Source organism: Bradyrhizobium sp. NBAIM03 (assembly GCF_020194055.1).
Taxonomy (GTDB): Bacteria; Pseudomonadota; Alphaproteobacteria; order Rhizobiales; family Xanthobacteraceae; genus Bradyrhizobium; species Bradyrhizobium yuanmingense.
Genome location: NZ_JADYVS010000006.1, coordinates 1 through 25,587, shown reverse-complemented (window position 1 = coordinate 25,587; position 25,587 = coordinate 1). Strand labels below are relative to the sequence as shown.

27 protein-coding genes are annotated in these 25,587 nt (G+C 65.3%); 9 read left to right on the top strand and 18 right to left on the bottom strand.

What is annotated here, in order from left to right; genetic code table 11:
- Window positions 1–3 precede the first annotated feature (3 nt).
- A complete protein-coding gene (locus I6F21_RS10680; protein ID WP_225183142.1) occupies window positions 4–1,005 on the top strand; it encodes a formate dehydrogenase subunit gamma in 1,002 nt (333 codons plus the stop codon).
- 15 nt (window positions 1,006–1,020) lie between these two features.
- On the opposite strand, the gene I6F21_RS10675 is transcribed toward I6F21_RS10680, so the two are convergent.
- Window positions 1,021–1,221 (bottom strand): hypothetical protein, encoded by a 201-nt coding sequence (locus I6F21_RS10675; protein ID WP_225111860.1) that lies wholly within the window; start codon window positions 1,219–1,221, stop codon window positions 1,021–1,023.
- Between the two features lie 72 nt (window positions 1,222–1,293).
- Window positions 1,294–1,446, bottom strand: a complete 153-nt coding sequence (locus tag I6F21_RS10670) for a hypothetical protein (RefSeq protein ID WP_225141442.1) — start codon at window positions 1,444–1,446, stop codon at window positions 1,294–1,296.
- Window positions 1,447–1,554: 108 nt separating this feature from the next.
- Here I6F21_RS10670 and I6F21_RS10665 point away from each other — a divergent pair, with 108 nt between their 5' ends.
- Both I6F21_RS10665 and I6F21_RS10660 read left to right on the top strand, forming a co-directional pair.
- Entirely contained in the window at window positions 1,555–2,634 is a 1,080-nt protein-coding gene (locus I6F21_RS10665) for a HoxN/HupN/NixA family nickel/cobalt transporter (RefSeq protein ID WP_225141446.1), read from the top strand.
- The gene (locus I6F21_RS10660; RefSeq protein WP_225141447.1) at window positions 2,615–4,927 is read left to right on the top strand and encodes a TonB-dependent receptor; all 2,313 of its coding nucleotides are present in this window, start codon (window positions 2,615–2,617) and stop codon (window positions 4,925–4,927) included. The genes I6F21_RS10665 and I6F21_RS10660 overlap by 20 nt, the downstream gene beginning before the upstream one ends.
- A gap of 48 nt (window positions 4,928–4,975) precedes the next feature.
- Here I6F21_RS10660 and I6F21_RS10655 read toward each other — a convergent pair whose 3' ends face one another.
- From I6F21_RS10655 to I6F21_RS10585, 15 genes are all read right to left on the bottom strand, one after another.
- The gene (locus I6F21_RS10655; protein ID WP_036034790.1) at window positions 4,976–6,040 is read right to left on the bottom strand and encodes a UDP-glucuronic acid decarboxylase family protein; all 1,065 of its coding nucleotides are present in this window, start codon (window positions 6,038–6,040) and stop codon (window positions 4,976–4,978) included.
- A gap of 11 nt (window positions 6,041–6,051) precedes the next feature.
- Window positions 6,052–7,176: a glycosyltransferase gene (locus I6F21_RS10650; RefSeq protein WP_225141449.1), complete on the bottom strand. Its 1,125-nt coding sequence runs from the start codon at window positions 7,174–7,176 to the stop codon at window positions 6,052–6,054.
- Window positions 7,173–8,261, bottom strand: coding sequence for a glycosyltransferase (locus tag I6F21_RS10645; protein WP_225141451.1), 1,089 nt, complete (start codon window positions 8,259–8,261; stop codon window positions 7,173–7,175). The genes I6F21_RS10650 and I6F21_RS10645 overlap by 4 nt, the downstream gene beginning before the upstream one ends.
- Window positions 8,258–9,388, bottom strand: coding sequence for a glycosyltransferase (locus tag I6F21_RS10640; protein WP_225141453.1), 1,131 nt, complete (start codon window positions 9,386–9,388; stop codon window positions 8,258–8,260). Before I6F21_RS10640 ends, I6F21_RS10645 begins: the two co-directional genes overlap by 4 nt.
- Window positions 9,385–10,497, bottom strand: coding sequence for a glycosyltransferase family 4 protein (locus I6F21_RS10635; RefSeq protein WP_225183141.1), 1,113 nt, complete (start codon window positions 10,495–10,497; stop codon window positions 9,385–9,387). Before I6F21_RS10635 ends, I6F21_RS10640 begins: the two co-directional genes overlap by 4 nt.
- Window positions 10,494–11,780: a TIGR04295 family B12-binding domain-containing radical SAM protein gene (locus I6F21_RS10630; protein ID WP_225141458.1), complete on the bottom strand. Its 1,287-nt coding sequence runs from the start codon at window positions 11,778–11,780 to the stop codon at window positions 10,494–10,496. Before I6F21_RS10630 ends, I6F21_RS10635 begins: the two co-directional genes overlap by 4 nt.
- The gene (locus I6F21_RS10625; RefSeq protein WP_225111869.1) at window positions 11,777–12,838 is read right to left on the bottom strand and encodes an SDR family NAD(P)-dependent oxidoreductase; all 1,062 of its coding nucleotides are present in this window, start codon (window positions 12,836–12,838) and stop codon (window positions 11,777–11,779) included. Before I6F21_RS10625 ends, I6F21_RS10630 begins: the two co-directional genes overlap by 4 nt.
- Window positions 12,838–13,950, bottom strand: a complete 1,113-nt coding sequence (locus I6F21_RS10620) for an NAD-dependent epimerase/dehydratase family protein (RefSeq protein ID WP_036023669.1) — start codon at window positions 13,948–13,950, stop codon at window positions 12,838–12,840. Before I6F21_RS10620 ends, I6F21_RS10625 begins: the two co-directional genes overlap by 1 nt.
- A gap of 209 nt (window positions 13,951–14,159) precedes the next feature.
- Complete coding sequence (locus I6F21_RS10615; RefSeq protein ID WP_225128989.1) at window positions 14,160–15,365, bottom strand: phosphopentomutase; 1,206 nt, start codon at window positions 15,363–15,365, stop codon at window positions 14,160–14,162.
- Window positions 15,353–16,303, bottom strand: coding sequence for a beta-xylosidase (locus tag I6F21_RS10610; protein ID WP_225141460.1), 951 nt, complete (start codon window positions 16,301–16,303; stop codon window positions 15,353–15,355). Before I6F21_RS10610 ends, I6F21_RS10615 begins: the two co-directional genes overlap by 13 nt.
- On the bottom strand, window positions 16,300–17,067 hold the full coding sequence (locus tag I6F21_RS10605; protein ID WP_074448197.1) for a TIGR04290 family methyltransferase: 768 nt from the start codon (window positions 17,065–17,067) through the stop codon (window positions 16,300–16,302). The genes I6F21_RS10610 and I6F21_RS10605 overlap by 4 nt, the downstream gene beginning before the upstream one ends.
- Window positions 17,064–17,864 carry a nucleotidyltransferase family protein gene (locus I6F21_RS10600; RefSeq protein ID WP_036023674.1) on the bottom strand — a complete coding sequence of 267 codons (801 nt, stop codon included), beginning with the start codon at window positions 17,862–17,864 and terminating at the stop codon, window positions 17,064–17,066. The genes I6F21_RS10605 and I6F21_RS10600 overlap by 4 nt, the downstream gene beginning before the upstream one ends.
- A 2-nt stretch (window positions 17,865–17,866) precedes the next feature.
- Window positions 17,867–18,970, bottom strand: coding sequence for a glycosyltransferase (locus tag I6F21_RS10595; RefSeq protein ID WP_225141462.1), 1,104 nt, complete (start codon window positions 18,968–18,970; stop codon window positions 17,867–17,869).
- A complete protein-coding gene (locus I6F21_RS10590; protein WP_225141464.1) occupies window positions 18,967–19,563 on the bottom strand; it encodes a histidine phosphatase family protein in 597 nt (198 codons plus the stop codon). The genes I6F21_RS10595 and I6F21_RS10590 overlap by 4 nt, the downstream gene beginning before the upstream one ends.
- The gene (locus tag I6F21_RS10585) at window positions 19,563–20,663 is read right to left on the bottom strand and encodes an inositol-3-phosphate synthase (protein ID WP_225111874.1); all 1,101 of its coding nucleotides are present in this window, start codon (window positions 20,661–20,663) and stop codon (window positions 19,563–19,565) included. Before I6F21_RS10585 ends, I6F21_RS10590 begins: the two co-directional genes overlap by 1 nt.
- 340 nt (window positions 20,664–21,003) lie before the next feature.
- Here I6F21_RS10585 and I6F21_RS10580 point away from each other — a divergent pair, with 340 nt between their 5' ends.
- The 5 genes from I6F21_RS10580 to I6F21_RS10560 all read left to right on the top strand — a co-directional run bounded on the left by I6F21_RS10580 (window position 21,004) and on the right by I6F21_RS10560 (window position 24,918).
- Window positions 21,004–21,291 (top strand): hypothetical protein, encoded by a 288-nt coding sequence (locus I6F21_RS10580; protein WP_057029924.1) that lies wholly within the window; start codon window positions 21,004–21,006, stop codon window positions 21,289–21,291.
- A gap of 10 nt (window positions 21,292–21,301) precedes the next feature.
- Window positions 21,302–22,219, top strand: coding sequence for a hypothetical protein (locus I6F21_RS10575; protein WP_225141466.1), 918 nt, complete (start codon window positions 21,302–21,304; stop codon window positions 22,217–22,219).
- A gap of 87 nt (window positions 22,220–22,306) precedes the next feature.
- Window positions 22,307–24,073, top strand: a complete 1,767-nt coding sequence (locus tag I6F21_RS10570) for an SDR family oxidoreductase (protein WP_225183140.1) — start codon at window positions 22,307–22,309, stop codon at window positions 24,071–24,073.
- A gap of 126 nt (window positions 24,074–24,199) precedes the next feature.
- Window positions 24,200–24,418 carry a hypothetical protein gene (locus I6F21_RS10565; protein WP_036005044.1) on the top strand — a complete coding sequence of 73 codons (219 nt, stop codon included), beginning with the start codon at window positions 24,200–24,202 and terminating at the stop codon, window positions 24,416–24,418.
- 14 nt (window positions 24,419–24,432) lie between these two features.
- Complete coding sequence (locus tag I6F21_RS10560) at window positions 24,433–24,918, top strand: metallophosphoesterase family protein (RefSeq protein WP_225141470.1); 486 nt, start codon at window positions 24,433–24,435, stop codon at window positions 24,916–24,918.
- Here I6F21_RS10560 and I6F21_RS10555 read toward each other — a convergent pair.
- Window positions 24,915–25,103 (bottom strand): hypothetical protein, encoded by a 189-nt coding sequence (locus tag I6F21_RS10555; RefSeq protein ID WP_036005037.1) that lies wholly within the window; start codon window positions 25,101–25,103, stop codon window positions 24,915–24,917. The genes I6F21_RS10560 and I6F21_RS10555 overlap by 4 nt on opposite strands.
- 184 nt (window positions 25,104–25,287) lie before the next feature.
- Between I6F21_RS10555 and I6F21_RS10550 the strand changes: the two genes are divergently transcribed.
- The gene (locus I6F21_RS10550; protein ID WP_192893250.1) at window positions 25,288–25,461 is read left to right on the top strand and encodes a hypothetical protein; all 174 of its coding nucleotides are present in this window, start codon (window positions 25,288–25,290) and stop codon (window positions 25,459–25,461) included.
- Window positions 25,462–25,587 lie beyond the last annotated feature (126 nt).

Here is a 25,587-nt window from a genome sequence, read left to right as displayed (position 1 = left end):
GTGATGGCGTCATTTGGAAGGTTCATTCGCCTGGCGTTCGGCGTTTGCACGCTGCTTCTCTTGGCGATGGCGGCGCCTGCGAGTGCTCAGCAGGTCAATCCGACTGCAAGCTCGGTCAAGGAGCAGCAGCTTCTGCAGGAGCTGAACCGGATTCAAGGGCGTGTCAGCATTCCGGATCAGCGGTCCGGCGTTCTCGAGCAGCCGCAGGGGCGGGAATGGCGGGAATTCCGCATGGTGACGCTGCCCTGGATCGGCGGCGTTGCCATCATCGGCGTGATCGCCCTGATCATGATCTTCTATCTCACCCGCGGCATGGTTCGGCTGGAAAGCGGCCACTCGGGCCGCACCATCGTGCGCTTCAACGGTTTCGAACGTTTCGTGCACTGGATGACGGCAACCTGCTTCATCATCCTGGCGATCTCCGGCCTCAACGTCACCTTTGGCCGGCAACTGCTTTTGCCGCTGATCGGTTTCGAGGCCTTTTCCGAATGGTCGCAATGGGCCAAATACGCCCACAATTATCTGAGTTTCCCGTTCACGCTGGGGGTCGTGCTGATCTTCCTGATGTGGATCGGCGGCAACATTCCCAGCAAGGTGGATATCGAATGGGCCAAGCGGGGTGGCGGCCTGATCGGGCATGACCATCCGCCGGCCAATCGCTTCAATGGCGGCCAGAAGATGATCTACTGGATCGTCGTGATCGGTGGTGGGCTCGTCGCGGCGAGCGGCTATGCGCTGATGTTCCCGTTCTACGGCACGGGTATCGAAAGCATGCAGATGGCCCAGATCGTCCACTCCATTGTGGCGGTCCTGTTCGTCGCGGCGATGATCGGGCACATCTATATCGGCACTATCGGCATGGAAGGTGCGTTCGCCGCCATGGGCTCGGGCGAAGTCGACGTCAACTGGGCGCGCGAGCACCACAGCCTCTGGCTCGACGAGCAGATGGCGCGAACGGGACCGAACGATGGGCAGCGGCAACCTGCGACCGCAGCGGCCGAATAAAGCGAGCCTGCCGGCCTACCGCAGCTCTTTCGCAAACAAGACGGAGCGGTCCTGCAGCTCCTGCTCGGGAAGCTTGTCGGCTTGGCCCGTCTGCATGTCTTGAATGGACGCCATGCCGGGCTGACCGAAGTGAGGTACTGCATGCGGCCTGAACACGCTATTGGCCGCACCGGCGAGAAGCATGGCTGCGATTAGCGAGAGCATGAGGAATTTCATGCGCGTCTCCGTCTGCCATCTCCACCCGGCACGATGAATACATCGGGATCGTCGAATCGGATGTGAGCGGCTTCACAGCAACGGGTTCCAGTTGCGTGGGTCGAGCTCCCCCTGACGACCGTCAACTTCGGCGTCAAACTGGATATCTGCTTGCCAATGCGAGCGCCCATCCCGCATCGGCGCGGTGATCCCGCTGACGCGGAATTCCTTCATCAGGCCCGCCATTTGGCTCGCATTCCGTCGGCTCGTCAGGGGGCAGACCGAAACTGGTCCGGCTCTTGCTCTTGCCAGTATGAGAAATTTTGATAAACGTCATACTGTAAGGGCGAGCGAATGGAACGAGCAGCGATGCGGACTTTGCGGGCGGTCGAGCCCGGAACGGTGGCGCTGCTTGGCGGGCTCGTCGCCGCCAACATCGCCGCATGGGCCTGGGCCTTCACGCTGTTCGGCGACCGGCCGACGGTGATGGCGACGGCCTTGCTGGCCTGGGTGTTCGGCCTGCGTCATGCCGTCGATGCCGACCACATTGCCGCGATCGACAACGTCGTGCGCAAGCTGATGCAAGGCGCCGAGACGCCGCGCAGCGTCGGCCTCTATTTCGCGCTCGGCCATTCCACCGTCGTCGTGGTGGCGACCATGCTGCTGGCACTGGGCGTCGTGAGCCTCGGCGGCGACAGCCTGCTCAAGGAGATCGGCGGTCTCATCGGCACCTCAGTCTCGGCGCTGTTCCTGCTTGCGGTTGCCGCGATCAACCTCGTCATTTTCGTCGGCCTGTGGCGGACGTTTCGCGCGGCGCGGGACCAGGGCGTTCACGATGCTGCGCAGCTCGATGCGCTGCTTGCCAGCCGCGGTATTCTGGCCCGGCTGCTCGGCCCGATGTTCCGCCTGGTGACGAAGCCCTCGCACATGTACCCGCTCGGCTTCCTGTTCGGCCTCGGCTTCGACACCGCGACGGAGATCAGCCTGCTCAGCATCTCCGCCAGCGAAGCCGCGCGCGGCGCCTCGCTCGCCGATGTGCTGGTTTTCCCCGCGCTGTTCGCTGCAGGCATGGCGCTGGTCGACACTGCCGATTCCGCGCTGATGGTGAGCGCCTATCGCTGGGCCTTCGTCGATCCCTTGCGCAAGCTCTGGTACAATCTCACGATCACCGGCGCCTCCGTCGCGGTTGCACTGTTCATCGGCGGGATCGAAGCGCTCGGCCTGATCGGCGAGCGGCTCGGTCTCTCCGGCGGCGCATGGGTGCTGGTCGAGGACCTCAACGAGTCGCTTGCCAATGTCGGCTTTGTCGTGATCGCGCTGTTTGCGGTCGCATGGCTCGTCTCGGTCGTGCTCTATCGCCGCATGTTCGGGAACGAGCCTCGCCGCGCCGGCACGAAAGTTTTGGAATGCACCGATGCGACCGAGGCGGCCTGAGCACGGTCGTCGCGGCGGCGCTTTGACGGCACTCTCGGTCCTGGCGCTGCTCGCGGATGACGGCCGCGCCCTCGCACAGAGCAATGACACCTCACGCGAACTGCCGCCGGTCGAGGTCAGTGGCGGCGCCACGCCCGGGCGCAAGATGACGGCCGCATCGCGCCGTGCCGCCAGATCGCCCGCGGCCGGCCGCCGCATCTTCGTGTCTCCCGCGACGACGCAGGCGTCCGATCCGCGCAGTGCCGGCTCGGGTCCAAGGGCCGCAGCCGGCATGGCCAGCGAGATCACTGTCTCCGGCGACGAGATCAACGCGCGCCCTTTCACACGGCCGGGCGAGGCGCTCGAAGCCGTGCCCGGTCTGATCGTGACGCAGCATTCCGGCGAGGGCAAAGCCAACCAGTATTTCCTGCGCGGGTACAATCTCGACCACGGCACCGATCTGGCGATCATCGTCGACGGCGTCCCCGTCAACATGCGCACCCACGCGCATGGTCAGGGCTATGCCGATCTCAACTGGCTGATCCCGGAAACCATCGCCGCAATGGACGCGCGCAAGGGACCTTACTTCGCCGACGAAGGCGACTTCGCCTCGGTCGGAAGCGTTCACATCGGCCTGATCGACAGCACCCGGCGGCTGGCGCAGGTGAGCGCCGGCAGCTTCGGTTACCGCCGTCTGCTCGGCATGGATTCCGCGAAAGTCGGCGACGGTTCGCTGCTGGTGGCCGGCGAGATCGGGACCTACGACGGCCCGTGGGACAATCCGGACAAATTGCGAAAGCTCAACGGCCTCGTGCGCTACAGCCAGGGCACCGCGACCGACGGCATGTCGCTCACCGGCATGGCCTACGTCAACAAATGGAACGCGACCGACCAGGTGCCGCAGCGCGCCATCACCAGCGGCTTGCTCGGCCGGTACGGTTCGGAAGATCCGAGCGACGGCGGTCATGCCAACCGCTTTGCGCTGTCCGGGCGCATCGCGCAGACCGACGACATCGGTTCATGGAAGGTCAACGCCTATCTGGTGAAGAGCCAACTCGACCTCTTCAATAATTTCACTTACTTCCTTGACGATCCCGTGCTCGGCGACCAGTTCCACCAGCACGACGACCGCTTGATGGCGGGCGCCAATGTCTCGCGCACGCTGGACGGCTCCTTGGCCGGCCTGCCGATGCAGACCACCTTCGGTCTGCAATCGCGTTATGATGCGATCGACCTCGCGCTCACCAATACGTTCCGTCGCGGCTTCATCGGCAATATCCGCAGCGACAAGGTCGGCGAGGGCAGCGTCGGGGTCTATGCCGAGAACACGGTGCGCTGGACCGACTGGCTCAGGACGACGTTGGGCTGGCGCGGCGATTATTACGCCGCCGACGTCATCTCTCTGTTCAACGCCGCAAATTCCGGTCGCGCCGATGCCGCGCTCGGCAGCCCGAAATTCAGGATGGTGCTTGGTCCGTTCAATCATACGGAATTCTTCCTCGGCGCCGGCTACGGCATGCACTCGAACGATGCCCGCGGTGCGACCACGACGGAGGATCCCACCGATCCCGCGACAAGGCTCACGCCGTCGCCGCTCCTGGTGCGCACCAGAGGCGCGGAGGTCGGGGTTCGCAGCAGGATCGTTCCCGGCCTCGAGAGCTCTCTCAGCCTCTTCATCCTGGACCAGGATTCCGAGATCCTGTTCTCCGGCGATGCCGGCGATACCTCGGCAACCCGCGCCAGCCGCCGCTACGGCTTCGAGTGGACCAACCATTACCGGCCGCGGTCCTGGATCGACATCGATGTGGATCTTGCAATGACGCATGCGCGCTTCCGTGGCCATGACGGCGAGCAGGCCGCGGTCTATGCCTCGCTCGCCGGCTATCCCGAGGCGCAAATCGGCAATGCGCCCGGCAACTACATTCCCAACGCCCCGGCGATGGTGGCATCGGCCGGAATAACGCTTGGCGAAAAGACGGGGTGGTTCGGCAGCGCGCGCTGGCGCTATATCGGCGCGAGCCCGTTGACCGAGGACAATGCGTTCCGCTCGCGGCCGACCGGCATCGCCAACGCGCGGCTCGGCTACCGCAGCGAGAACGGCTGGCGCATCCAGTTCGACGTGCTCAACCTGTTCAACAGCAAGGCGAACCAGATCACCTATGCCTATGGCTCGCTGTTGAAGACCGACACGCTCTACAATCTCTGCACATCAGGTACCGCGCCGGCGGCCGTTTGTCAGAACGGCGTCATGGACTACGTGCTGCATCCGGCGGAGCCGCTGACGTTCCGCGTCACTGTGGCCGGGACGTTCTAGGTTCATTGCGGGAGCGGTTCACCGGGCGAGCCTGCCAAGCAATGACCTTCACGGTTGCTCGGACATCGTCAGGCGGCCGCGTGCTGGAGGGCGTGTCCTGCGCGTGGCGATGGCCGGCACGAGCGTGGGCGATTCCCCGGCGAGACGGAGCGCAAAATAGGCAATGGTCGCTTGAAGGCCGTCCTTCAATGCCACCCTCGGACGCCATCCCAGAATCTTCTCGGCGGCATCGATCACGGGCTTGCGCCGTCTGGGATCGTCCTTCGGCAGGGGCTCGAAGCGCAGCGGGGACGCAGATTCGGTGCATGCCAGCACCTCACGGGCGATGGCCTCGATCGTGACCTCGTGCGGATTGCCGAGATTGCACGGACCGCTGACCGAGGCGGGGCTCTCCATCAGGAGCTGAAGCCCCCGCACGAGATCGTCGACGAAGCAGAAGCTGCGGGTTTGCGTGCCCTGGCCGTAGATCGTGATCGGCTCGCCACGCAGCGCCTGCACGATGAAGTTGGACACGACGCGGCCGTCATTCTCGAGCATGCGCGGGCCGTAGGTGTTGAAGATGCGCGCGACCTTGATCTCCGTCCCGTGCATCCGCCGGTAGTCGAACATCAGCGTCTCCGCGGCCCGCTTGCCTTCGTCGTAACAGGCCCGCGGCCCGACGGGATTGACGTTGCCGAGATAGGATTCCGGCTGCGGATGCACCTCCGGGTCGCCGTAGACCTCGCTGGTGGAGGCCTGAAGAATCCGGGAGCCCTTCTGCCGCGCCAGTTCGAGCAGGTTGATCGAGCCGAGCACGCATGTCTTCATCGTTCCGACCGGATCGACTTGATAATGGCGGGGCGAGGCTGGGCAGGCGAGGCTGTAGATCCGGTCGATCTCGCCCTCGATCTCGATGGAATCGCGCACGTCATGCTCGATGAAGCGGAAGTTCGGATGGTTGAGCAGGGGCCGGATGTTGTCGGTGGTTCCCGTGAACAAATTGTCCAGGCAGATCACCATGCTGCCGCGTTGCAGGAGCGCGTCGCAGAGATGCGATCCGATGAAGCCGGCGCCGCCGGCGACCAGGACCGTCGGCGAGCGGCGGGACGCGTGGATGCGGGTCTGGAGCGTCATGACGTGGCCTTTCAGAGTTGGGCGACCTGCATAGGGCGAACGACGGGGAGTGGCGCCGTCTTGCGGCGGCGCCGCGCGGCTGCCTCGGTGTAATAGGTCTCCAGCTGCCGTGCGCGATGGTCGGGCGTGTGATCGGCGAGAACCCGCCGCCGCGCGTTGTGGGCGATCGTGCGCCGTTGCTCTTCCGGCATGTCGCGCAGGATCTCGACGACCTCGCGCGGGCTGGCTGCCAGCAGGATTTCCTTCGAGGGCGCGAAGATCGTCTCGATCCCGGGCCACCGGTCCGAGATCACGGGCGTGCCGCAGGCGGCGGCCTCGAACAGCCGGACGCTGGGGGAGAAGCCCAGCGCCTTCATGTCGGCGCGGGTGGCGTTCAGCGTGAAACGCTGCGCCGCGTAGAACTCCGGGTGCTGCTTCGGCGAGAGGTGCTCGATCCGGGCGACGTTGGCGGGCCAGGCGATATTGCCCGGATATTGCGCGCCGGCGACGACGAATTGATCGCTCGGCAGCGTGCGCGCCGGAGCCAGCAGCAGCTCCTCGAGAACGGGCTGCCGGTCCTCGCTGTAGGTCCCGAGATAGCCGAGCGCCCATTTCGGCGGCGCCTGCTTCGGCGCGTAGATCTCCGCGTCTGCGCTGCAGTAAAGCACACGCGCGAGCGGACTGCCGTAGCTCTGCTCGATCAGGCCGGGCACCGGTCCGCCGGTGAACGACAGATAGAGATCGAAGCGCGGGATCATTGCCGCCGAGAGATAGTCGAGGCCTTGCTCGAGCCGCGCCAGAGTGACTGGCGTGTCGATGTCGTAGAACGCGGTGATGCCCCTCGCGTGCGTCGTGGTCCATTCGGCGAGCGCGATCCCGTCAGGAACATAAGAGCCGATGATCACCAGATCGGCATCGCGGATCAGCTTGCCGAACTGGCGCGGAACATCTTTCGAAGATTGGTACAATTCGACAGTCCAGGCAGAGGGCTTGGTCAGGTCGCGGTGATCCCGATACCAGGGCACGTCCCGCTCCAGGAACGTGACGCGGTGACCTCGTCGCGCCAGCGCTTCGATCAGGGCGCGGTAGGTCGTGGCATGACCGTTGCCCCAGGACGACGTGACCGAAAGACCGATGACGACGATGGAGAGGTTCATTCTGCTGCCTCGATTCGGGAACTGTGGGCGACGAAGAGATCGTTGAACTGGCGGGCGCGCTGCCGGTAGGTGTGCTGGCTGAGAATGCGGGCGCGGGCGCGGCGGGCGATCGACCGGGCCCGCTCGGGATCGAGCGCGGTGAGGTGCTCGGCCACCTCGGCGCCGTCGGCGGCGACCAGCACCTCGCGGCCGGGTTCGAGGAAATGATCGATGCCGGCCCACTCGTCGGTGATCAGGCAGGCACCGGCGCCGATCGCTTCGAACACCCGTGTCGGCGGCGAGAAGCCATAGCGCGCCATGCTGTCGCGATTGACGTTGAGCGTGGCGAGCCCGGAGCCGAAGAACGCGTTGTGATCGGCGGTGCCGACATGGCCGACCTTGCGCAGATTGGCGGAGGCGTCCTTGTCGTCCCAGCCGGAGCCGCCGAGCACGAAGGACTTTCCGGGCAGATGGCGTGCAACGTCGAGGAAGAAATGCTCGACGCGCTTCTCGCGGTCGGGCAGGCGGTTCGCCAGCAGGCTGAGATCGCAGGCGAAGCGCGGATTGGGCGGCGACGGAAAATGCGTGGCCGGATCGAGTGCGTTGTAGATAGGCACGCAGTCCCGCGCGCCCACGGATCGATACGCGGAGACGACGGGCTCGCCGCCGCCATAGGTCAGGACCATGTCGTAGTATGGGATCGCGCGACGCAGATGATGCTGCGGATCGCTTTCCATCGCCTCGAGCGTGGCGGGAGCATCGACGTCCCAATAGATCCGCGTCAGCCGCGAGGGCAGCGCGGCGACGGCGTTCTCCAGCTCGAGATCAAAGACGCCGACGCCGCTGGCCTTGACCAGCATGTCGGCCGATTGTGCGGCTGTGTCGAGCGAGCGGCGCCAGCCGTCGGCGGTCGCGGGATAGACCACCACCCTGGCCCAATCCGGCTCGTCGATGTCGCGATGCGACTGGCGGTCGAAGGCGTCGGGCTCGTAGAAGGTGACCTCATGGCCCAGCGCCGCGATCTCCTTCAGCATGCCACGGTAGTAGGTGGCAGCGCCATTCCAATAGGACGAGACGAGGCTGGATCCGAAGAAGCAGATCTTCATGCGACGGCTCCGATGTCGTGCTGAGGCCGTGCCGAACGGCTGGAATCCCTGAGGTCGGTGACGATGTCGATGAGCTGCTCGGCGCGGTGGCGGCAGGTATGACGATCCCTGATGACCTTCAGGCCGGTCTCCACCATCGCGGCAGAGAATTCCGGATCGTCGATGACGGACCGAAGCGCATGCTTCATCTGTTGGCCATCGCCAACGCTGAGATAAGCGCCCTCGGGGAACAGGCCTTCCTCATCCGACCAGGGTGCCGAAACCAGGGGAATGCCGCAGGCCAGCGCCTCGAACACGCGGATGGTCGGGATGCCCGGCAGCAGGGCGACGTAAGGCCCGCGCGGCACGTGAATGGTTGCGCGCGCGCCGGCGAAGGCGACGGGGGCCCAGTACGCCGGCAGCCAGCCGCCATAGCGGATGCCTGCGCTCCTGATGGTGCGGAGCGCATCATCCGAATAGCGCACGCCATGGACGCTGGCGCGGAGCTTCATCTCCGCCACGGGCTCGACCAGGAACTCGTTCAGCTCGGCGCTGCGCTCGCCGTCGCCCCAATTGCCGATCCAGACCAGATCGTCGGTCCGCTCGACCTGGGGCAACGGGTGATACAGCGCAACGTCCGCTGCCTCGTGCCATGTGAAGACCCGGTCTGCCCAGCCGAGCTTCAGATAGATCTGCCGAAGCACCTCGCCGAAGGCGAGCACGCCGTCGAATCCGTCGAGATCGAATTGCGCAAGCTCGTCGGGCGCGCTGACCGCACGGTGATGGGTATCGTGAAAGAGCAGGGTGAAGGACCCGCCTTGCACCCGCCTGCGCCCGATCTGCGCGATGAGATCGGGCGAATTCCATTCATGCACGATGACGAGATCCGCGCCATCAAGCGCCCGCTCGAGATCGAGGCTGGTGTCGTAGCGGCGGATGTCGATGCCGGGGAAGAGGGCGGGAATGTCCTCCATCGCATGACTCCCGCCTTCCCGGATCGCGTTCAGCCGGCTCCAGCCGTCGATGGGTTCGAACACGACGACCTCGTGTCCGAGCGCATGGAGCTCGCGCGCGTAGCCACGCAGGAAATGCGCGTTGCCGTTGTTCCAGCAGGAGGTGAAGGCATGATAGAACAGGACGCATTTCATGCGCGCACCTCGATTTGGCTGGCCGCCGCGCTCGTGCGGCGCGATGCGATCAGGTCCTGGTAGAGACCGAGATAGGCGCTCGTCATGCGCGTCAACGAATAGGTCAGGGATTGCTCATAGGCGGCGCGCTGCAGCTTTGCCCGGCCGATATCGTCAGCGCAAAGCTCTGCCAGAGCCCGATGCAGCGCGTCGCTGTCGGCGGGATCGACGAACAAGGCGGCGCCGCGCCACAATTCCCGGAACGTCGGGATGTCGGAGAGGACCAGCGCGCAGCCCGCGGCGGCGGCTTCCAGCACCGAGAGGCCGAACGGTTCATAGAGCGCAGGGCTGACGAAGATCGCTGCATGCTGCAAACGCGTCTCCAGCGCTGTGTGCGGCAGCTCCCCGAGCCAGCTGACACCCGCTGGCGGATGTGCGTCGATCGGACCAGCCACCTCGACCGGCCATTCCAGCCCGGGCGCGGCGCCGGCGAGCGCTTCGATGTTCTTGGCTCGGTCCCACAGCCGTCCTGCCGCGAAAATCAGGTCCTGCTTTCGCCCAGACGGGGCGCGTGGCGAAATTCCGTTCCAGATCACCGCGCCGCGCGATCGCGGCTGGTAGATCGCCGTGATGTCGTCGTGGAAGGCCCGGCTCGGACAGACCCAGGCCTGCGCCGCGTCGAGCGCGGCGGCGACCCGCTCGCTGTAGCGGCGCCATTTGGGCTCGCCAAGCCAGGCCGTATCGTGGCAGGCGAGTGCCCACGAATTTACGCAGGAATGCGCCACCAGCACTGTCGGGGCCTGCCAGGCAAAGGTCGCCTCGCGGAAGCTGTTGAGATGCACAACGTCGGGCATCAATCTGGCTTCCAGGTTTGCAAGCACGCGCCTTCCGTCGGAAACGTTTTGGCCCTCCGGGTCCTGCCATTCGAGTGCGAGGTCCGTCTCGATCAGGTGAACGCTGGTCTCGTGCAGCATCTGACGCTGATCGACGCGCGCCCGCGGGCCCAGCGTCACCAGCGTGACGTCGGCCCCGGACGCAGCGAGACTTGTGGCGAGGGCGCAGGAATAGGTCCACACGCCGCCAACCGTGTCGGTCGTCATCATGATCCTGATGTCGGCGCCACGGTTCATGAGGCCACCTGGAGTTCGAGGCTGTCGAGTGGCATCGGGCGACCGTTCTGCACGTCGCTGAACTGGTCGAACATCGCGAGATAGTGCCGGTGTGCGCGCTCCCAGGCGACATCGTCGGGCTCGCCCCAGAGCTTGCGGTAGTCGGGAGAGCCGGGATAGGGGTAGAGCGGCACGGGATCGTTGGCCCAGACGCCGGCATCCTGCATGGTGCGGCGCCAGCGCTGCACCACGGGATCGTCGTCCTCGGGCACCTCGATCAAATTGGCCTGCACGAAGGGGACGTGGCGGCGAGCTTCGACCAGCCGGTCGGCGAGCTGATCCGTCGTCATCTTGCAATTCTTGGCGAGGGCCGCGCGCCCTTCCACGGTGAGGCTCTCGATGCCGGCTTCGATCGAGACGCAGCCGGCGCGCCCGAGCAGGGCGAGCATGTCGGGCTTCCAGAGGTCGATCCGCGTCTGCACGCCGAACTTCAGCCCGCGCGTCGTCAAACCTTCCAAAAGTTCGCGATTGGGAAGAAAGATCTCGTCGATGAAGTAGACGTACTCGATGCCATGGCGGCGCAGACGATCGATCTCGTCGAGAATGACGGCGGGCGGCCGCTTGCGATAGGCGTTGCGGAAATTCTCCTTGGCGCAGAACGTGCAGTTGTAGGGGCAGCCGCGCGAGGCCTCCACCTCGGCGCCCGGTGCGGTCGGCGCGGCCTCGAAGCGGTGATGGTGGTGATGGTGACGCCTGATCATCTCGTCAGGCCAGTCGAGCGCGGGCTGATCGCTGAACGCGACCGCCTGCGGGCCGCCATTGGCCCGGAGCGAAGCACCGTCGGCGAAGCACAGGCCGGGAAAGTCTCGCTCGCCATTGGCGAGACGCAGCAGGGACGCCTCGCACTCGCCCATCACGACGATATCGACGCCAAGCTTCCTCAGGGCGGTCTTCGGCGTACTCGAACCATGCGGGCCGACCGCGATCAGGGTCGGCGCAAGGTCCCGCACCGCGATGGCGAGTTGCTGCGGCACGCGCAGCTCGGGCGGCGCGCAGCGCCAGAACAGATAGGTCGGTGCGGTGGTGAAGACGATCTGGTCGGGATCAAAGGCGCGCAGCTCGGCCTCGATCTCAGCGAGGGAGAGATCGAACATATGCGCATCGAGCAGCAACGTTTCGTGGCCGGCCGCCTTTAGATAGTGTTGGGAGATGCCGAGCTCGAGCGGCAGGTGAGGCGAGCGGCAGCCGAAATAGATGCTGCCCGAAAAATCCCAGTTCGGATTGATGAGGGCGACCCGCGTCATGCCAGGGCCTCGCTTCTATTCTGTGATCCGAAGCGGCTGTCGAGCCAGGTGTGGAGCGAGCGCAGGCCATCGGCGAGAGGCATTTGCGGCGTCCAGCCGAGCGCGGTGGCGAGCGCCCGCGTGTCGGTCACGTACCAGGGCTGATCGCCCGGTCGCCAGTCCGCAAAGCGATAGCTGACCTTGCGGCCCGTCAGCTCTGTGATGCGGTCGATCAACTCGAGCAGGCTGATCGCATTCGCAGGACCGCCGCCGAGATTGAAGACGCGCCCGCGCGCCAGCGCGATGTGGTCGAGCGCCGCGAGCCAGGCGCTCACAGCGTCCGACACGTGCAGCGCGTCGCGGACCTGCTTGCCATCGCCATAGATCGTCAGCGGATTGCCGCTTATGGCGCTGAGCAGGAAGTGTGCGATCCAGCCCTGGTCCTCAGTGCCGAATTGCCGCGGCCCGTAGATGCAGCTCATGCGCATCACCACGGTCTGCAGCCCGAACACCCGGGCATAGTCGTGGACGTATTGATCGGCGGTGCCCTTTGAGCATCCATAGGGACTGTAGAAGTCCAACGGCGCGTTCTCCGAAATGCCGCCGGCGAGCAGATCGTTGACCGGCGTGTAGCGACGGCCGGTGAGCGCGATCTCGCTGTCCTCGATCAGGCGCCCGTAGACCTTGTTGGTCGAGGCGAAGATCACCGGGGCCGAGGCGTTGTGCAGGCGGACGGCTTCGAGCACGTTCAGCGTGCCACGGGCGTTGATCTCGAAATCGGCCGAGGGATCGCTGACGCTGTCGGTGACGGCGACCTGGGCCGCGAGGTGCAGCACGGCGCGTGCCTCGCGCACGGCGTCGATCACCGGAATGGGGTCGCGGATATCGGCCACCGTGATCGCGACGCGCTCGCCATGCCGGGATTTCAGCCATTGCGCGTTCTCGCGCACGCCGGCGCGGGCGAGATTGTCCAGCACCAGCACACGGTCGCCGCGCTCGGCCAGACGGTCGGCGAGATTGCAGCCGATGAAGCCGCAGCCGCCGGTGACCAGGACAGGTCTGTTGTCTTGTTCACTCATCACGCGACCAACCCTCGTTGCAGCAGCTCACGGGTCGCCCGCTCCGCCTGATCGTCGGCGATCTGGTCGGCGAGGTACCCGGCGAGCTCTTCGAGCCCGTCCTTGAACGCGACATGCGGCTCGAAGCCGAGCAGGTCGCGTGATTTGCCGATGTCGGCGAAGCAGTGCCGGATGTCGCCAGCACGGTATTTCCGTGTGATCTCGGCAGCGATCTCGCACCGTCCCATCACCTGGGCAAGATCCTCGGCTACCGACAGAATGGTGCGGCTCTGGCCCGAGCCGACGTTGAAGACGTCCTGGGCGTGGTCGGATTCGAGCGCCATGCGGCAGGCGCGGGCGACATCGTGCACGTGGACGAAGTCGCGCCGCTGCAGGCCGTCTTCGAAGACGAGCGGCGGCCGGCCATTGAGCAGCCGCGCGGCGAAGATGGCCAGCACCCCGGTATAGGGATTCGACAGCGCTTGCCGCGGACCGAACACGTTGAAGAAGCGCAAGCCGACCGTCGGAATGCCGTAGGCCTTGCCCGTGATCAGGCACATCCGCTCCTGCGCATATTTGTTCAGCGCGTAGATCGAGCTCAAAGACGGCTGCTTGGTCTCAGGCGTAGGCACGGGATCGAGCGCATGGCCTGCATGATCCCGCAGTTCCCACTCTCCTTGGCGAAGCTGCCCGATCGGTCGTTCGTCGCAAGCCACGACGTTGCCGACGGCATCACGATACAGGCCCTCGCCGTAGATGCTCATCGAGGACGCCACAACCAGCCGTGCGACCGGTCGCTTCGCCAGCGCCTGCAGCAGCACGGCGGTGCCGAGCTCGTTCGTCCTGACATAGGGCTCGATGTCGTACATGCTCTGGCCGACGCCGACGGCGGAGGCGAGATGCAGGACCATGTCGGCGCCGCGCAAGGCCTGTTCGACGGCGACGCTGTCCGTGACGTCGCCGACCACGAGCTCGGCATCGTCCGCGAGATAAGCGGGCCGCTGACGGTTGCCGCCATGGACCTGCGGAGAGAGATTGTCGAGAAGGCGGACCTCATAGCCAGCCGCAAGCAGCACGTCGGCCGTATGCGAACCGATGAATCCCGCGCCTCCGGTAATCAATACTCGCGTCATTCACCGCTCCGTGCCGCATGGGACCGATCCGTTCGGGACCAGCCGATGATGAGAGTTGAAGCGCGCCTTTGCTTGGTCGGGCGACCTGCGCGCCAGTCACGTCTGGGAGTTAGAAGCGGTGCAAGGAATGTTCGTTCCTGCGAAACCTACAAACGAAAATTTCTCTAACCTGGATCAATAACCCAAGTGAATCCCAGCTAGAATCCCGGCTAGAAATGCGCGCCATGAAGTGGCGCCGGCAGGTCGAGATGTCTTGCAACCGTCGCGCCGATGTCGGCAAAGCCGGCGCGTCGGCCGATCGGAGCCGTTGACTGCGCGGTCCACGCCAGGATCGGGACCTGCTCGCGCGTATGATCGGTGCCGCTCCAGGTCGGATCGCAGCCATGATCGGCGGTGATGATGAGGAGATCGTCGCTTCGCAGCCGGCTCAGCAGCTCGGGGAGGCGGGCGTCGAAAGCTTCGAGCGCCGCTGCGTAGCCGGCGACGTCGCGGCGGTGGCCGTAGAGCGTGTCGAAATCGATGAAGTTGGCGAACAAAAGCCCGCCTTCTGCAAGGCCTCCAAGCCCATCGAGCGTGGCATCGAACAGCGCTGCATTGCCGTCGCCGCGCAGGTTTCTCCCGGTGCCGCGATGAGCGAAGATGTCGTCGATCTTGCCGATCGTGACGATGTCGCGGCCGGCAGTTTCTGCAAGGTCGAGGATGGTTCGCTCGGGCGGCGGAACCGAGAAATCGCGCCGGTGCGAGCTGCGCTTGAAATTGCCTGCGTCCGTTCCGACGAACGGACGCGCGATGACGCGGCCGATGTTCAGGGGATCGACCAGCCGTCTCGCGATCGTGCAAACGTCGTAAAGCCGCTCAAGCCCGAACGTCTCCTCGTGCGCCGCGATCTGGAACACGCTGTCGGCCGAGGTGTAGCAGATCGGCTCGCCGCTGCGCATGTGGCGCTCGCCGAATTCGGCGATGATGTCGGTGCCGGAGGCGTGGCAGTTGCCGAGGATGCCGGGCAGTCCGGCTTGTTCGCACAGCTTTGTTACGAGATCGCGCGGGAAGCAGGGCTGGATCTTTGGAAAATAGCCCCAGTCGAACGCGACAGGCACGCCGGCGATCTCCCAATGGCCGGATGGCGTGTCCTTGCCCCTCGATATCTCGCTGGCGCATCCATGGCGCGCACCCTGAACCCGGCCGTCGAGCCCGGGCGGGACGCGCCCCGTCGCAAGGCGGCAGGCCTCGCCGAGGCCGAGCACCACGAGATTTGGCAGGCACAGCGGCCCCTCCCGCTGCGGACTATTGGCACGCCCGGCCATGCATGCATCCGCAATGTGGCCGATGGTGTCGGCACCTTCGTCGCCGTAATTGGCGGCGTCGGGCGCGGCGCCGATTCCGACGGAATCCATCACCAGGATCAGGGCACGCATGTCGGCTCCCTGATCGGCGGGGAGACGCCACTAGAGGAGGCGAGACCGGTCTTCGTGCAATAGCGCTCGACCATCTGCGCGGAGAAATCGGCGAACTCGTTCACGTCGAGCGGCGGGCTGGTGTGATGCGGTTCGAGACCGCGGTGCTCCGGCGTGAAGCAGAACGTCACAGTGATCTCGAACTCGGCCAGCGCATCCATCTGGCGGTCGAACCAGTCCAGTGCGTTGGGGCGGAAGCTGTCGGCCCATGACAGGCCGGTCCGCAAGTGCCGCACGCCGAACCGTCGCATCCAGCGCACGGCATCATCGAGACGATGGTCCTCGAAATGAAACCACTGGCAGAGGCCCATGTCGGCGGCGTATTGGCCGAACAGCTCCGCCGCGGCTTTCGGCGTTCCATCCTCGCGCAGCAGGCCCATGTGGAAATGCCGGTAATAGGAGGACCCCTCGGCCTCCTTGTGCCGCGTGGTCGCCTCCCAGGCCGAAGGGAGATCATAGAGGCTGTACCAGTGGATGCGCGGCGCGCGGCCGATCAGAAGGTCGGCGGTGCGCGACAGGCCCCAGGCTTGCACCTCCTCGGCGCCGAACGAGGAGACGCCGACCTCGGTCACCCAGACCGGGAGCGAGGTGACGGCCTTGATCTCCTCGATCTTGGCCGGCCATTCTCCGATCTGCCATAAATTCCAGTCGAGCGGAAAGCCGTGCACGGCGACGGCGTCGACGTGGTCGAGCACGCCGCGCGCCTGCATGCTGCGCATGAAGGACGGGTCGATCGGCGAAATGCCGCCGAGCACGCGCGGCAAGGTCGGATGCGCGCTGCGCATAGCCTTTCCCGCCGCGAGGGCAAGATTCGCGAACATCGCCCAGTCCGGGTCGATCAGCAGGTCCCAATGCGACTTGTTGTTGGGCTCGTTCCAGATCTTGGCAGCCTCGATCATCGGCTCGCCTCCCGTGACGGATAAACCGGCCCGTCGACCTGCGGCCGCGTCGTGCGCTTGCACAGATAGACCTCCTCTTCCGGATGGGCCGCGATGGCAAAGCCGGCGCTGCGCAGCATGGCCTCGACGCAGGCGCGATTGGGCACCCACCAATTGGTGGGGTCGTCGGCATATTTGTGCTCGATGAAGTGCAGCTTCGGGTAGCCGGAGGAATCGAACTGATCGGTAGTCCAGAAGTCGTAATTCTTCTCGATCGCATCGACCCGGCTGTCGCCGCGCAGCATCGACTGAAACAGGAGGAGATCGCCGGCGACGTGCTCATGGATCAGGTCCAGCGCCAGCAGCGGGTGTCGCAGATGATAGAGCACGCCCATGAAGATCACGAGGTCGAACTTTTCGCGCAGCTGCCCGACATCATAGGCCGACATCTTGCGGAATTCGATCCTGAGCCCGTTCACCTCGGCCGCGAAGCGGGCCTGGGCCAGATATTCTTCGTCGGTGTCGAGGCCGAGCACGCGTTCGGCGCCGCGCCGCTTCATCTCCATTGCGTAGAAGCCGGCATTGCAGCCGATATCGAGCACGGTCTTGCCTTCGAGCCGGTCCGGAATGATGCCGGAGAAGCGCTGCCACTTCACATTGGGGTAGTCGCCGAGAAAGTGCGACGGCGCTGTCGGCACGCCCTTGAGGTCGAGATTGTGAAACCATGGCCCCAGCGCATCGACGCGCTGGCGGATTTCCTCGCGGGAGAGGGCGCCTCTGGTCATGCAATCGCTCCGTTATTCATTGAGACCGGCCGGGCCCCGTCCGATGAGGCGCGGGTCCGCGACTTGGAACGGCCCTCGACGCCCTCGGCGAGCAGGGCCATTGCCGTGCGATAGCCGTCGATGGTGCCGACATCGACGTAGGATTCGCCGGCCTTGACCCCGATGCCGTTGCCGCCGGCCGAAAGGTACGCATTGACCAGCGTCCCGAAATATTCGTCGCGGCGTTCGCGTGCGTGCCACAGCGCCTGGAGCTGGCGGAAGCCGTGGGCCGACATCTTGAAAGCACCCCAGATCCAGCGCGAGGCTGCATTCGGCTGCTTGACCTGGATCTCCGTCACCTGCTCGCCGTCCAGCACCACCGCATCGAAGAATTCGGGGTGCTCGACCGGGAACAGCAGGAACGAGAGGTCTGCCTCGGGCAGGGATTGCAGGGCCGCCTTGGGAAACCACACCGTGTCGGGCAAGCCGACCATGACGTCTTCGTGCCGCCCGACGACGGTGCTTGCCCTGAACACCGCGTCGCACAGGCCGGAGGCTTCGGGCTGCACCACATAGGCGAGCTCGGCGCTGCCGTAATGGTCGCCGAAATATTCGAGGATGTCGGACTTGCCGGGCGAGATCACGAAGCAGATCTTGTCCGCGCCGCCGAGGATGAGGCGCTCCAGCAGATATTCGGAGACCGCGCAGGGACGGTCGGTACCGTCGTCATGCCGGCTGCCGACCGGCAGCAATTCCTTCGAGAACGCAAGCGGCTGGATACGGCTGCCGCGGCCCGCGGCCGGAACGATGCCCCACATGATCAGGCCTCCTCGATTTGTTGCCGGCTGATGCGGCTCGACGCAATCTGCTCGAGCATCGAGATCAGTTCACGCGCCCGCTTGTCGGATGTGTGCTGGTCCATGGTGCGCTCATAGGCGCGCAGGGCCATGCGCCTGAGCTCGGCATCCGGCATCGCGAGTGCGGCAAGCGCGTCGTGCTCGTCGCGTGCGATCAGGATCTCTTCTCCGGGCGCGAAGAAGTCCGCTATTCCGGGCCAGTCGTCGCTCAGCAGCGGGGCACCGCAGGCCGCGGCCTCGAACAGCCGGCCGGACGGGCACCAGCCCATCTCCGCCATGGCCCGGCGGGTGACGTTGAGGGTCAGCCGCGATGAGGCAAAGAACGGCGCGTGCTCGGACGGCGGCAGGTGCCGCACGAAATAAATGTTGGGCGACCATGGGAAATCGTCCGGGTACTGCGCGCCGCCGATCAGGAAGCGGAGATCCTGGCGCGCCCGCGCGGGCGCAACGAAAAGCGCCTCGAGCGTGTGCTGGCGGTCTTCGGAGTAGGTGCCGAGATAGGACAAATCGGCGCGATAATGCGGCTGCGGCGCGACCGGATGGTGGATGTCTGTGTCGACATGCCCATAAAGCGGCCGCGTGTCGCGCGCGCCGAGCCTGTTGCGGAATTCGTCCGCAACGTGAGGCCCGCCGGTAAAGCTGAGCACCAGCGCGAAGTCCCGCAGGCCGCGCGGGCCGATATAGGGAACGGCCTCGCCGGCGATGAGCCTTGCCAGCGTGACCGGAGTATCGAGGTCGTAGAACACGGGAACGGCACGATCCTCAGCAAGGATCAGCTCGGTCGCGGCGATCGCATCGGGGCAATAGGAGGTCACGATCGCAACGTCGGCGTCACGGACCTCCGCGCTTGCCGCCTGCCGCACATCGTCCCAGTTCGCGAACAGTCGGAGCGCGCCGCCCGGCAGCTCGTAGAGATCCCGGGCACCGGAATAATAGGGCACGTCGCGCTCGAAGAAGACGACGCTGTGTCCCGAACGCGCGAGATGCTTGCAGAGGCCGCGCCACAAGGTGGCGTGACCGTTGCCCCAGGAAGACGAGATTGTCAGGCCGAAGATGATGATCTTCACGCCGTCACCCGTTGGTTGATCCTGGTGATCTTCATGCCGCTTCTGTCGGCGCGGAGCGTGCTGATGCTGGCCGGATCGATCTCGATCGAAAGAAACTGGTCGAGCGGCGTGCGCGAATAGTGCAGCAGCGCGGCGCGGATCGGCTCGGCGTGGCTGACGAGGACCACGGCGTCGAGATTGCGATCGCCACGCAGCTGCTCCAGATGAGCGACCATGCGGTTCTGAAGCGACCGCATGCTCTCGCCACCGGGCGGACGGCTGGTGCCGCGGCGCCCATTCCAGCGCGACCATCTGGGATCCGGCGCCAGCTCATCGAACGATCGTCCGGTCCATTCGCCATAATCGATTTCGTCGAGGGCGGGAACGATCTCGACCGGCAGCCTGAAATGCGCCGCGAGGATGCAGGCCGACTGCATGCAGCGCCGTTGCGGACTGGACTGAATGAGCGATGGCCGCGGCGCGATGGTGCCGGCACAGCGCGCCATTTCCGCACAGCCGAGATCGTCGAGCGCGACGCCTTTCATCCGGCCGCACAGGATGCGGCCGAGCAGGGCATGATGCCCGTGCCGGACGAGATGGATGATCCCAGCCATCACGCAAACGCCTTGTCGTCGATGAAGGCGCGTGTCCGCCGTCCGGCCTCCTCGTCGGTGAACTGCTGCGGCGGCGATTTCATGAAATAGCTCGAAGGGCCGGTCAGCGCTCCGGCCTGGCCGCGGTCCATGGCGAGCTTGGCACAGCGCACCGCGTCGATCACGACGCCTGCCGAATTCGGGGAGTCCCAGACCTCGAGCTTGACCTCGGCGCTCAGGGGAACGCCGCCAAAGGTCGTTCCCTCCAGGCGGATGAAGGCGAGCTTGCGATCGGTGAGCCACGGCACGTGGTCGCTCGGTCCGACATGGATGTTGTCGGGGTCCATGGGGACGTCGAACTGGCTGGTCACGGCCTGGGTCTTGGAGATCTTCTTCGAGGCCAGCCGCTCGCGCTCGAGCATGTTCTTGAAATCGGTGTTGCCGCCGACATTGAGCTGGTAAGTGCGGTCGAGCCGCACCCCGCGATCGCGGAACAGATTGGCGAGCACGCGATGCAGGATGGTGGCACCGACCTGGCTCTTGATGTCGTCGCCGACGATCGGCAGGCCGGCCTCCTCGAAGCGGCGCTGCCATTCGGGATTGGAGGCGATGAAGACCGGAATGCAATTGACGTAGCCGCAGCCGGCCTCGATGGCGCGCGCCGCATACCACTCGCTGGCACGCTGCGAGCCGACCGGAAGATAGGAGACCAGAACGTCGGTGCGGGACATCGCCAGCACTTCGGACACGTCGGCCTCCGGCACCTCCGCAATCGGAACGTCGTCGGTGAGATAATGCCCGATGCCGTCCAGGACCGGTCCGCGCTGCACGATCACGCCTGTCGGCGCGACGTCGGAGAAACGGTGCGTGTTGTTGGGCGCGGCGAAGATCGCATCGGCGACGTCGCGGCCGACCTTGTTGGCGTTGACGTCGAACGCCGAAGCGATCTGGATATCGCTGATATGGTAACCGCCGAGGTCTGCATTCATCAGTCCCGGGACCGGCTCGTTCGACTTGGCGTTCCGGTAGTAGGTGAGGCCCTGGACGAAGGAGCTCGCGCAATTGCCGACGCCGACGAGTCCGACGCGCACGCGGCGCCTGTGTTGGAGACGAGAATGCATGGAATGAAGCCCTCCGGAAGCATGCGGCGTCGGTGCAAGAGTCGGTGTAAGTACGTCGGCGAACGTGTGGAAGGTATGTTCGTTCCTGGGAAGGAGATGCGAGCGGCACGCCGTGGGCCGATTCATCGCGACAAAATGCGACGCGCTTAACATGGGATAAAGTCCCGTACCGCCAGCTCGGAACGAACGACTTTCATGATGAAGATGAAGAAGATGATGCTCGCCTCACGCGGACCGTTTCGTATCTGCCGCGAAGAACCAATCACTGCGGCCCGCGTTTGTCGGCCAATGGTTCGATGCGGTGCGGCGTTCATCGCACGCCTAGTGAACGAGGTGTGACATGACATCCAAGGCACAGAACAGCGAAGCCCACGAGACCACCGATCACAACGTCATCCAGAAATGGGCCGAAGAACGCGGCGGGAAGCCGGCGACCGTGAAGGCGACGGAGGAGGGTGGCCACGCCGGAATCCTGCGTATTGATTTCGATCCGCCGGATGAAGCGTTGGATCGCATCAGCTGGGATGCGTTCTTCGAGAAGTTCGATGAAGCCGGCATCGCGTTCCTGCATCAGGATCGAACCAAGGACGGCAAGCTCAGTCGATTCCACAAGTTCGTGCGACACTAGCGACCGCGACATGGCGGGCGGCTGGGCGGAAGCGATCAGGGCGGGCGATTTTGGGCGCGCCTGGCGGATCAACGATCGAGATTTGCTGGAGATCGCGCATCCGCCCAAGCACACTGGCCCGCGCCATCTCCAGCGGATCTGGCGCGGCGAGGACCTGCAAGATAAGCACGTGCTGGTGCGCTGCTATCACGGACTCGGCGACACCATCCAGTTCCTGCGCTTCATGAAGCCGCTTCGCGCGATTGCGCGCAGCGTCACCCTGTGGTGTCAACCCGAGCTGCTGCCGATGGTCGAGGGCGCAGCGGGCGTCGATCGCGCCATCCCGCTGCATGATGGTGCGCCCGAGAGCGCTTTCGAGGTCGACATCGAGATCATGGAGGTGCCGCACGCTATCAGAGCGCGCCGCGATGAGGTCGAGATGCGCGTTCCCTACCTGATGCTCCCTCCTGTTGCCGTACAACCGCTTCGGCTGCAAAGTCTGGCCGTCGGCCTGGTCTGGAAAGTCGGTGAGTGGGACAAGCGGCGGGAGGTTCCGGCCGTCTTGCTGCGCAATCTCGCTGGATCCGGCGTGACGCTCCATTCGCTCCAGCGCGGCGCCAGCACCGAAGAGCTCGCGGCGATCGGGGCACGGGACATCAGCACGCCTGATATCGTCGCTCTCGGCCATCGCCTGCGGCAGCTCGATCTCGTCGTCTGTGTCGACACCATGGTGGCACACCTTGCGGGCGCGCTGGGATGCGAGGCCTGGGTCTTGCTGCATGCCGATTGCGACTGGCGCTGGCCCCAATCCGGAGCGCGTTCGTTCTGGTATCCGAGCCTGCGGCTGTTTCATCAAACACGGCCGGGCGATTGGGTCGATGTCATCGCCGACGCCCGCAACGCGCTACGGGTGCGGCTCGAAGGAGGTCGAACGACCGCGGCGATGTGATTTCCAGACGTTCTTTCCAAGACATTGATGAGGAACGAGCGCCGCCCACGCGCTTTGGTGCAACGCCCTCGCAATGGAAAGACGCTCATGCAAAGTTCCGACGCCGGTGTGTCGACTGCCAGCCTGTCGCAGGTGACCGACGATATCTGGATCGTGAACGACAAGCCGATCAACGCCGCCGGCCTGCAACTGCCCGTGCGGATGACTGTCATCCGCCTGTCGAACGGCGACCTCGTGCTGCATTCGCCGGTGAGATATTCGCCGGCTTTGCGCGAAGAGCTGGAGCGGCTGGGCACGATCAGATACCTGCTGGCGCCGAATATTGCGCACTGGATGTTCCTGCCAGAATGGCAAAGGCAGCTGCCGCAGGCCGCGATCTTTGCTGCGCGCGGCCTTGCGGCGCGCAGGCAGGTGCGGGCGGCCGGCCTCCGCGTCGATCGCGAGCTTGGAGACACGACGCCGGAGGAATGGGCCGCCGACCTCGAAACGGTGTCGGTGAATGCTCCGATGTTCTCGGAGGTCGAGCTGTTCGACAGGCGGAGCCGGACGCTGGTTCTGACGGATATCGTGCAGAACCTCGATCCCCACCACCTCAGCGCCTCGAATACAGCCGTGGCGAGTCTGCTCGGCATTGCCAAGCCGGACGGGAAGGCCCCGGTCTATCTGCGGCTGCTGCTCCGCCTCGGCGGCCGTTCGGCGCGGGCTGCGGGCGAGCGGCTCGTGAAGCTGGCTCCGGAGCGGGTGATCTTTGCGCATGGCGACTGGTTCGAAACACAGGGAACGGCACGCCTGCGGCGATCCCTGCGCTGGCTGCTTCCCGCGGACGTCTCGGGACGCGAGCACGGGCAGATGGTCGGCACGCGCGTCGTCATCACCGGCGCCTCCAGTGGAATCGGCCGCGCCGCGGCGCTGGCCTTTGCCCGCGAGGGCGCAAGCGTGGTCCTCGCCGCACGCCGCGGCGAGGTCTTGATGCGGCTTGCTGCCGAGTGTGAGGCGCTCGGAGGCCGGGCCCTGGCCGTGCCAACCGACGTCACTGACGCGGAGGCGGTGCAGCGTCTGGCCGGTGCGGCGGACGAGTCCTTTGGCGGCATCGACGTCTGGATCAACAACGCCGGCACGGGCGTGTTCGGGGCCTATCAGGACGCAGACATCGCGCTTCATCGCCGGACCATCGAGGTCAATCTGCTCGGCACCATGCATGGTGCGTTCGCGGTGCTTCCGATCTTCCTTCGCCAGAACCGCGGTGTCCTGATCAACAACATCTCGCTCGACGGCTGGGCGCCGACGCCCTTTGCCGCAGCCTACACCGCCAGCAAGTTCGGCCTGCGCGGCTTCACCGCAAGCTTGCGTCAGGAGCTCCGGGCTCATCCCGACATTCACGTCTGTGGCGTCTTTCCGTCCATGGTCGATACGCCGGGCTTCGTCCACGGCGCCAACGTTTCCGGACGAAGGCTCGATCCTGGCCCGCTGCTTTATCAATCCGAAGATGTAGCCCAGACCCTCCTGAGCCTCGTCCGCGCGCCGCGTGACGAGATGGCCGTGGGGTGGCCGGCGCGCGCCGGGCAACTGGCCTATGCGATTGCCCCTGAGATCACCGAGAATATCCTAGGAGCTGCATTCCGCTGGCTGCTGTCGCGCGCGCGTCCCGCAGCAAGGAACGAAGGCACCTTGCTCGAAGCGGGTCCGCAGGGCACGTCCGTCGACGGCGGCTGGCTGGTGCGGAAGCAGGTTCCGCCGGCCGCTGTGCTCAGCAAGGGGCTCGTGGTGCTCGGGATCGCTGCCGGCTTGGCATTCGCGGCATCGAGGGCGGGCCGTTCCAGACCCCGCGCGAGGACGCGGCGGCGCCGCTCCTGAGGCCCGCGGGCAGTTCCCTCGCCGAGGATCGACGGCGATGCCCGCCCGCCGGACCGCAGATGGCTCCGGCGCCGGAACGAAGCCCTGAGACCGCGCGTTCCTGCGGGAACACCCGAGGACCAGACGTTGCCGCGCTATCATTTTGATTTGGTGGATTCTGAAACCGTAGCCGACGAGGGAGGTGCCGATTTGCCGGACGACATCAAGGCTCTGGATGTCGCCGAAGAGATTGCGCGGCGCCTGCTCGAGGAGCGTCCCGAGCTCAAGGGCCGCCACCTCTCGATCCTCGTCACGAATGAGGATGGTGAGGAAATCGGCCGGATGCCGCTGGATGTAGTGCACTGAAGCCGTGATCTGACATGACGTTCATGATTGGGGTGATCGCCGACACACATGGACTGCTGAGGCCCGAGGCGGAGCGCTGCCTCGCCGGCGTCTCGCACATCATCCACGCCGGCGACATCGGCGCCCAGGCGGTGATGGACGGGCTTTGCCGCATCGCACCCGTCACCGCGATCAGGGGAAATGTCGACCGGGGCACGTGGGCTGAACGCTTTCCCGAAACACAAACGCTGCGCCTCGGCGGCCGCAGCTTCCACGTCCTGCACGACCTCAACGAGCTGACGATCGATCCTGCCCAGCTCGGGATAGATGTTGTGGTCTCAGGGCATTCCCACCGCGCGCGGATCGAAACCATCAACGGCGTGCTCTATCTGAATCCAGGCAGCGCAGGGAAGCGCCGCTTCAAGCTGCCGATTACGCTGGCAACGATGGAACTGCACTCCGGCGGGCCGCTGCGGCCGGTCATTCACGATCTCGACACGCCAGCAGGCCTCCGCTGCTAGTGCGTCTTCGATTTCTGCCACCGCTCCAGATCCAGCGGCGGCCGTTCCGGATCGATCTGTTCCTTCTCGGGATTGCCTTGCCAAGGCTTATCCGTCTGCCGGTGCGTCGGCATATCGGTCTTCCGGCGCGGATCGTCGAGCGGTGTCTCTCGCGGATCGGTTTCAGGTTCAGTCGCCTTTGGCATGTGTTTCCCCGTCGAGAGTTTCCCTGTCGAGCTCGCAGGATGGGCTGCGGCAGCACCCTCTGATCAACCCGGGACGCAGCGCGGTGTTCCCTGTCTCGCGCTGCGGCGATCGGCGCAGGAACGACCCCTGCGACAACTCATTGTTCTATTTCGACATTGCGAACCATCGACACAGGAGCAGCACATGTCAAAGATGCCTCCAGTCCCCGAAGAACAGCGGAGCAACAAGGGACCCGGTTCCGATCCGGCCGTCGAGCCGACAGAACGGGAGCCGGGCCGCGAGAATTTCGATACCCAGGGCCGCCACGGCAACATCAAGCAGAACACGACCAACCAGGGCTACCAGCAGGATCGATGATGCTCGACCTCAACAGATGCACCAAGAGACAGTCGATGAGCAGGACAGGTCTGGTGCTGCTCGCCGTGCTGGCGACCGCCTCCGCCGGAGCGGCATTCGGGCAGGGAGGTGGCGGCGGCGGGGGAG

Excerpts from the sequence above, each read along its gene's own strand:
- I6F21_RS10680 (WP_225183142.1), top strand. The coding sequence starts at position 4 with ATGGCGTCATTTGGAAGGTTCATTCGCCTGGCGTTCGGCGTTTGCACG.
- I6F21_RS10675 (WP_225111860.1), bottom strand. The coding sequence starts at position 1,221 with ATGAAATTCCTCATGCTCTCGCTAATCGCAGCCATGCTTCTCGCCGGT.
- I6F21_RS10670 (WP_225141442.1), bottom strand. The coding sequence starts at position 1,446 with ATGGCGGGCCTGATGAAGGAATTCCGCGTCAGCGGGATCACCGCGCCG.
- I6F21_RS10665 (WP_225141446.1), top strand. The coding sequence starts at position 1,555 with ATGGAACGAGCAGCGATGCGGACTTTGCGGGCGGTCGAGCCCGGAACG.
- I6F21_RS10660 (WP_225141447.1), top strand. The coding sequence starts at position 2,615 with ATGCGACCGAGGCGGCCTGAGCACGGTCGTCGCGGCGGCGCTTTGACG.
- I6F21_RS10655 (WP_036034790.1), bottom strand. The coding sequence starts at position 6,040 with ATGACGCTCCAGACCCGCATCCACGCGTCCCGCCGCTCGCCGACGGTC.
- I6F21_RS10650 (WP_225141449.1), bottom strand. The coding sequence starts at position 7,176 with ATGAACCTCTCCATCGTCGTCATCGGTCTTTCGGTCACGTCGTCCTGG.
- I6F21_RS10645 (WP_225141451.1), bottom strand. The coding sequence starts at position 8,261 with ATGAAGATCTGCTTCTTCGGATCCAGCCTCGTCTCGTCCTATTGGAAT.
- I6F21_RS10640 (WP_225141453.1), bottom strand. The coding sequence starts at position 9,388 with ATGAAATGCGTCCTGTTCTATCATGCCTTCACCTCCTGCTGGAACAAC.
- I6F21_RS10635 (WP_225183141.1), bottom strand. The coding sequence starts at position 10,497 with ATGAACCGTGGCGCCGACATCAGGATCATGATGACGACCGACACGGTT.
- I6F21_RS10630 (WP_225141458.1), bottom strand. The coding sequence starts at position 11,780 with ATGACGCGGGTCGCCCTCATCAATCCGAACTGGGATTTTTCGGGCAGC.
- I6F21_RS10625 (WP_225111869.1), bottom strand. The coding sequence starts at position 12,838 with ATGAGTGAACAAGACAACAGACCTGTCCTGGTCACCGGCGGCTGCGGC.
- I6F21_RS10620 (WP_036023669.1), bottom strand. The coding sequence starts at position 13,950 with ATGACGCGAGTATTGATTACCGGAGGCGCGGGATTCATCGGTTCGCAT.
- I6F21_RS10615 (WP_225128989.1), bottom strand. The coding sequence starts at position 15,365 with ATGCGTGCCCTGATCCTGGTGATGGATTCCGTCGGAATCGGCGCCGCG.
- I6F21_RS10610 (WP_225141460.1), bottom strand. The coding sequence starts at position 16,303 with ATGATCGAGGCTGCCAAGATCTGGAACGAGCCCAACAACAAGTCGCAT.
- I6F21_RS10605 (WP_074448197.1), bottom strand. The coding sequence starts at position 17,067 with ATGACCAGAGGCGCCCTCTCCCGCGAGGAAATCCGCCAGCGCGTCGAT.
- I6F21_RS10600 (WP_036023674.1), bottom strand. The coding sequence starts at position 17,864 with ATGTGGGGCATCGTTCCGGCCGCGGGCCGCGGCAGCCGTATCCAGCCG.
- I6F21_RS10590 (WP_225141464.1), bottom strand. The coding sequence starts at position 19,563 with ATGGCTGGGATCATCCATCTCGTCCGGCACGGGCATCATGCCCTGCTC.
- I6F21_RS10585 (WP_225111874.1), bottom strand. The coding sequence starts at position 20,663 with ATGCATTCTCGTCTCCAACACAGGCGCCGCGTGCGCGTCGGACTCGTC.
- I6F21_RS10580 (WP_057029924.1), top strand. The coding sequence starts at position 21,004 with ATGACATCCAAGGCACAGAACAGCGAAGCCCACGAGACCACCGATCAC.
- I6F21_RS10575 (WP_225141466.1), top strand. The coding sequence starts at position 21,302 with ATGGCGGGCGGCTGGGCGGAAGCGATCAGGGCGGGCGATTTTGGGCGC.
- I6F21_RS10570 (WP_225183140.1), top strand. The coding sequence starts at position 22,307 with ATGCAAAGTTCCGACGCCGGTGTGTCGACTGCCAGCCTGTCGCAGGTG.
- I6F21_RS10560 (WP_225141470.1), top strand. The coding sequence starts at position 24,433 with ATGACGTTCATGATTGGGGTGATCGCCGACACACATGGACTGCTGAGG.
- I6F21_RS10555 (WP_036005037.1), bottom strand. The coding sequence starts at position 25,103 with ATGCCAAAGGCGACTGAACCTGAAACCGATCCGCGAGAGACACCGCTC.
- I6F21_RS10550 (WP_192893250.1), top strand. The coding sequence starts at position 25,288 with ATGTCAAAGATGCCTCCAGTCCCCGAAGAACAGCGGAGCAACAAGGGA.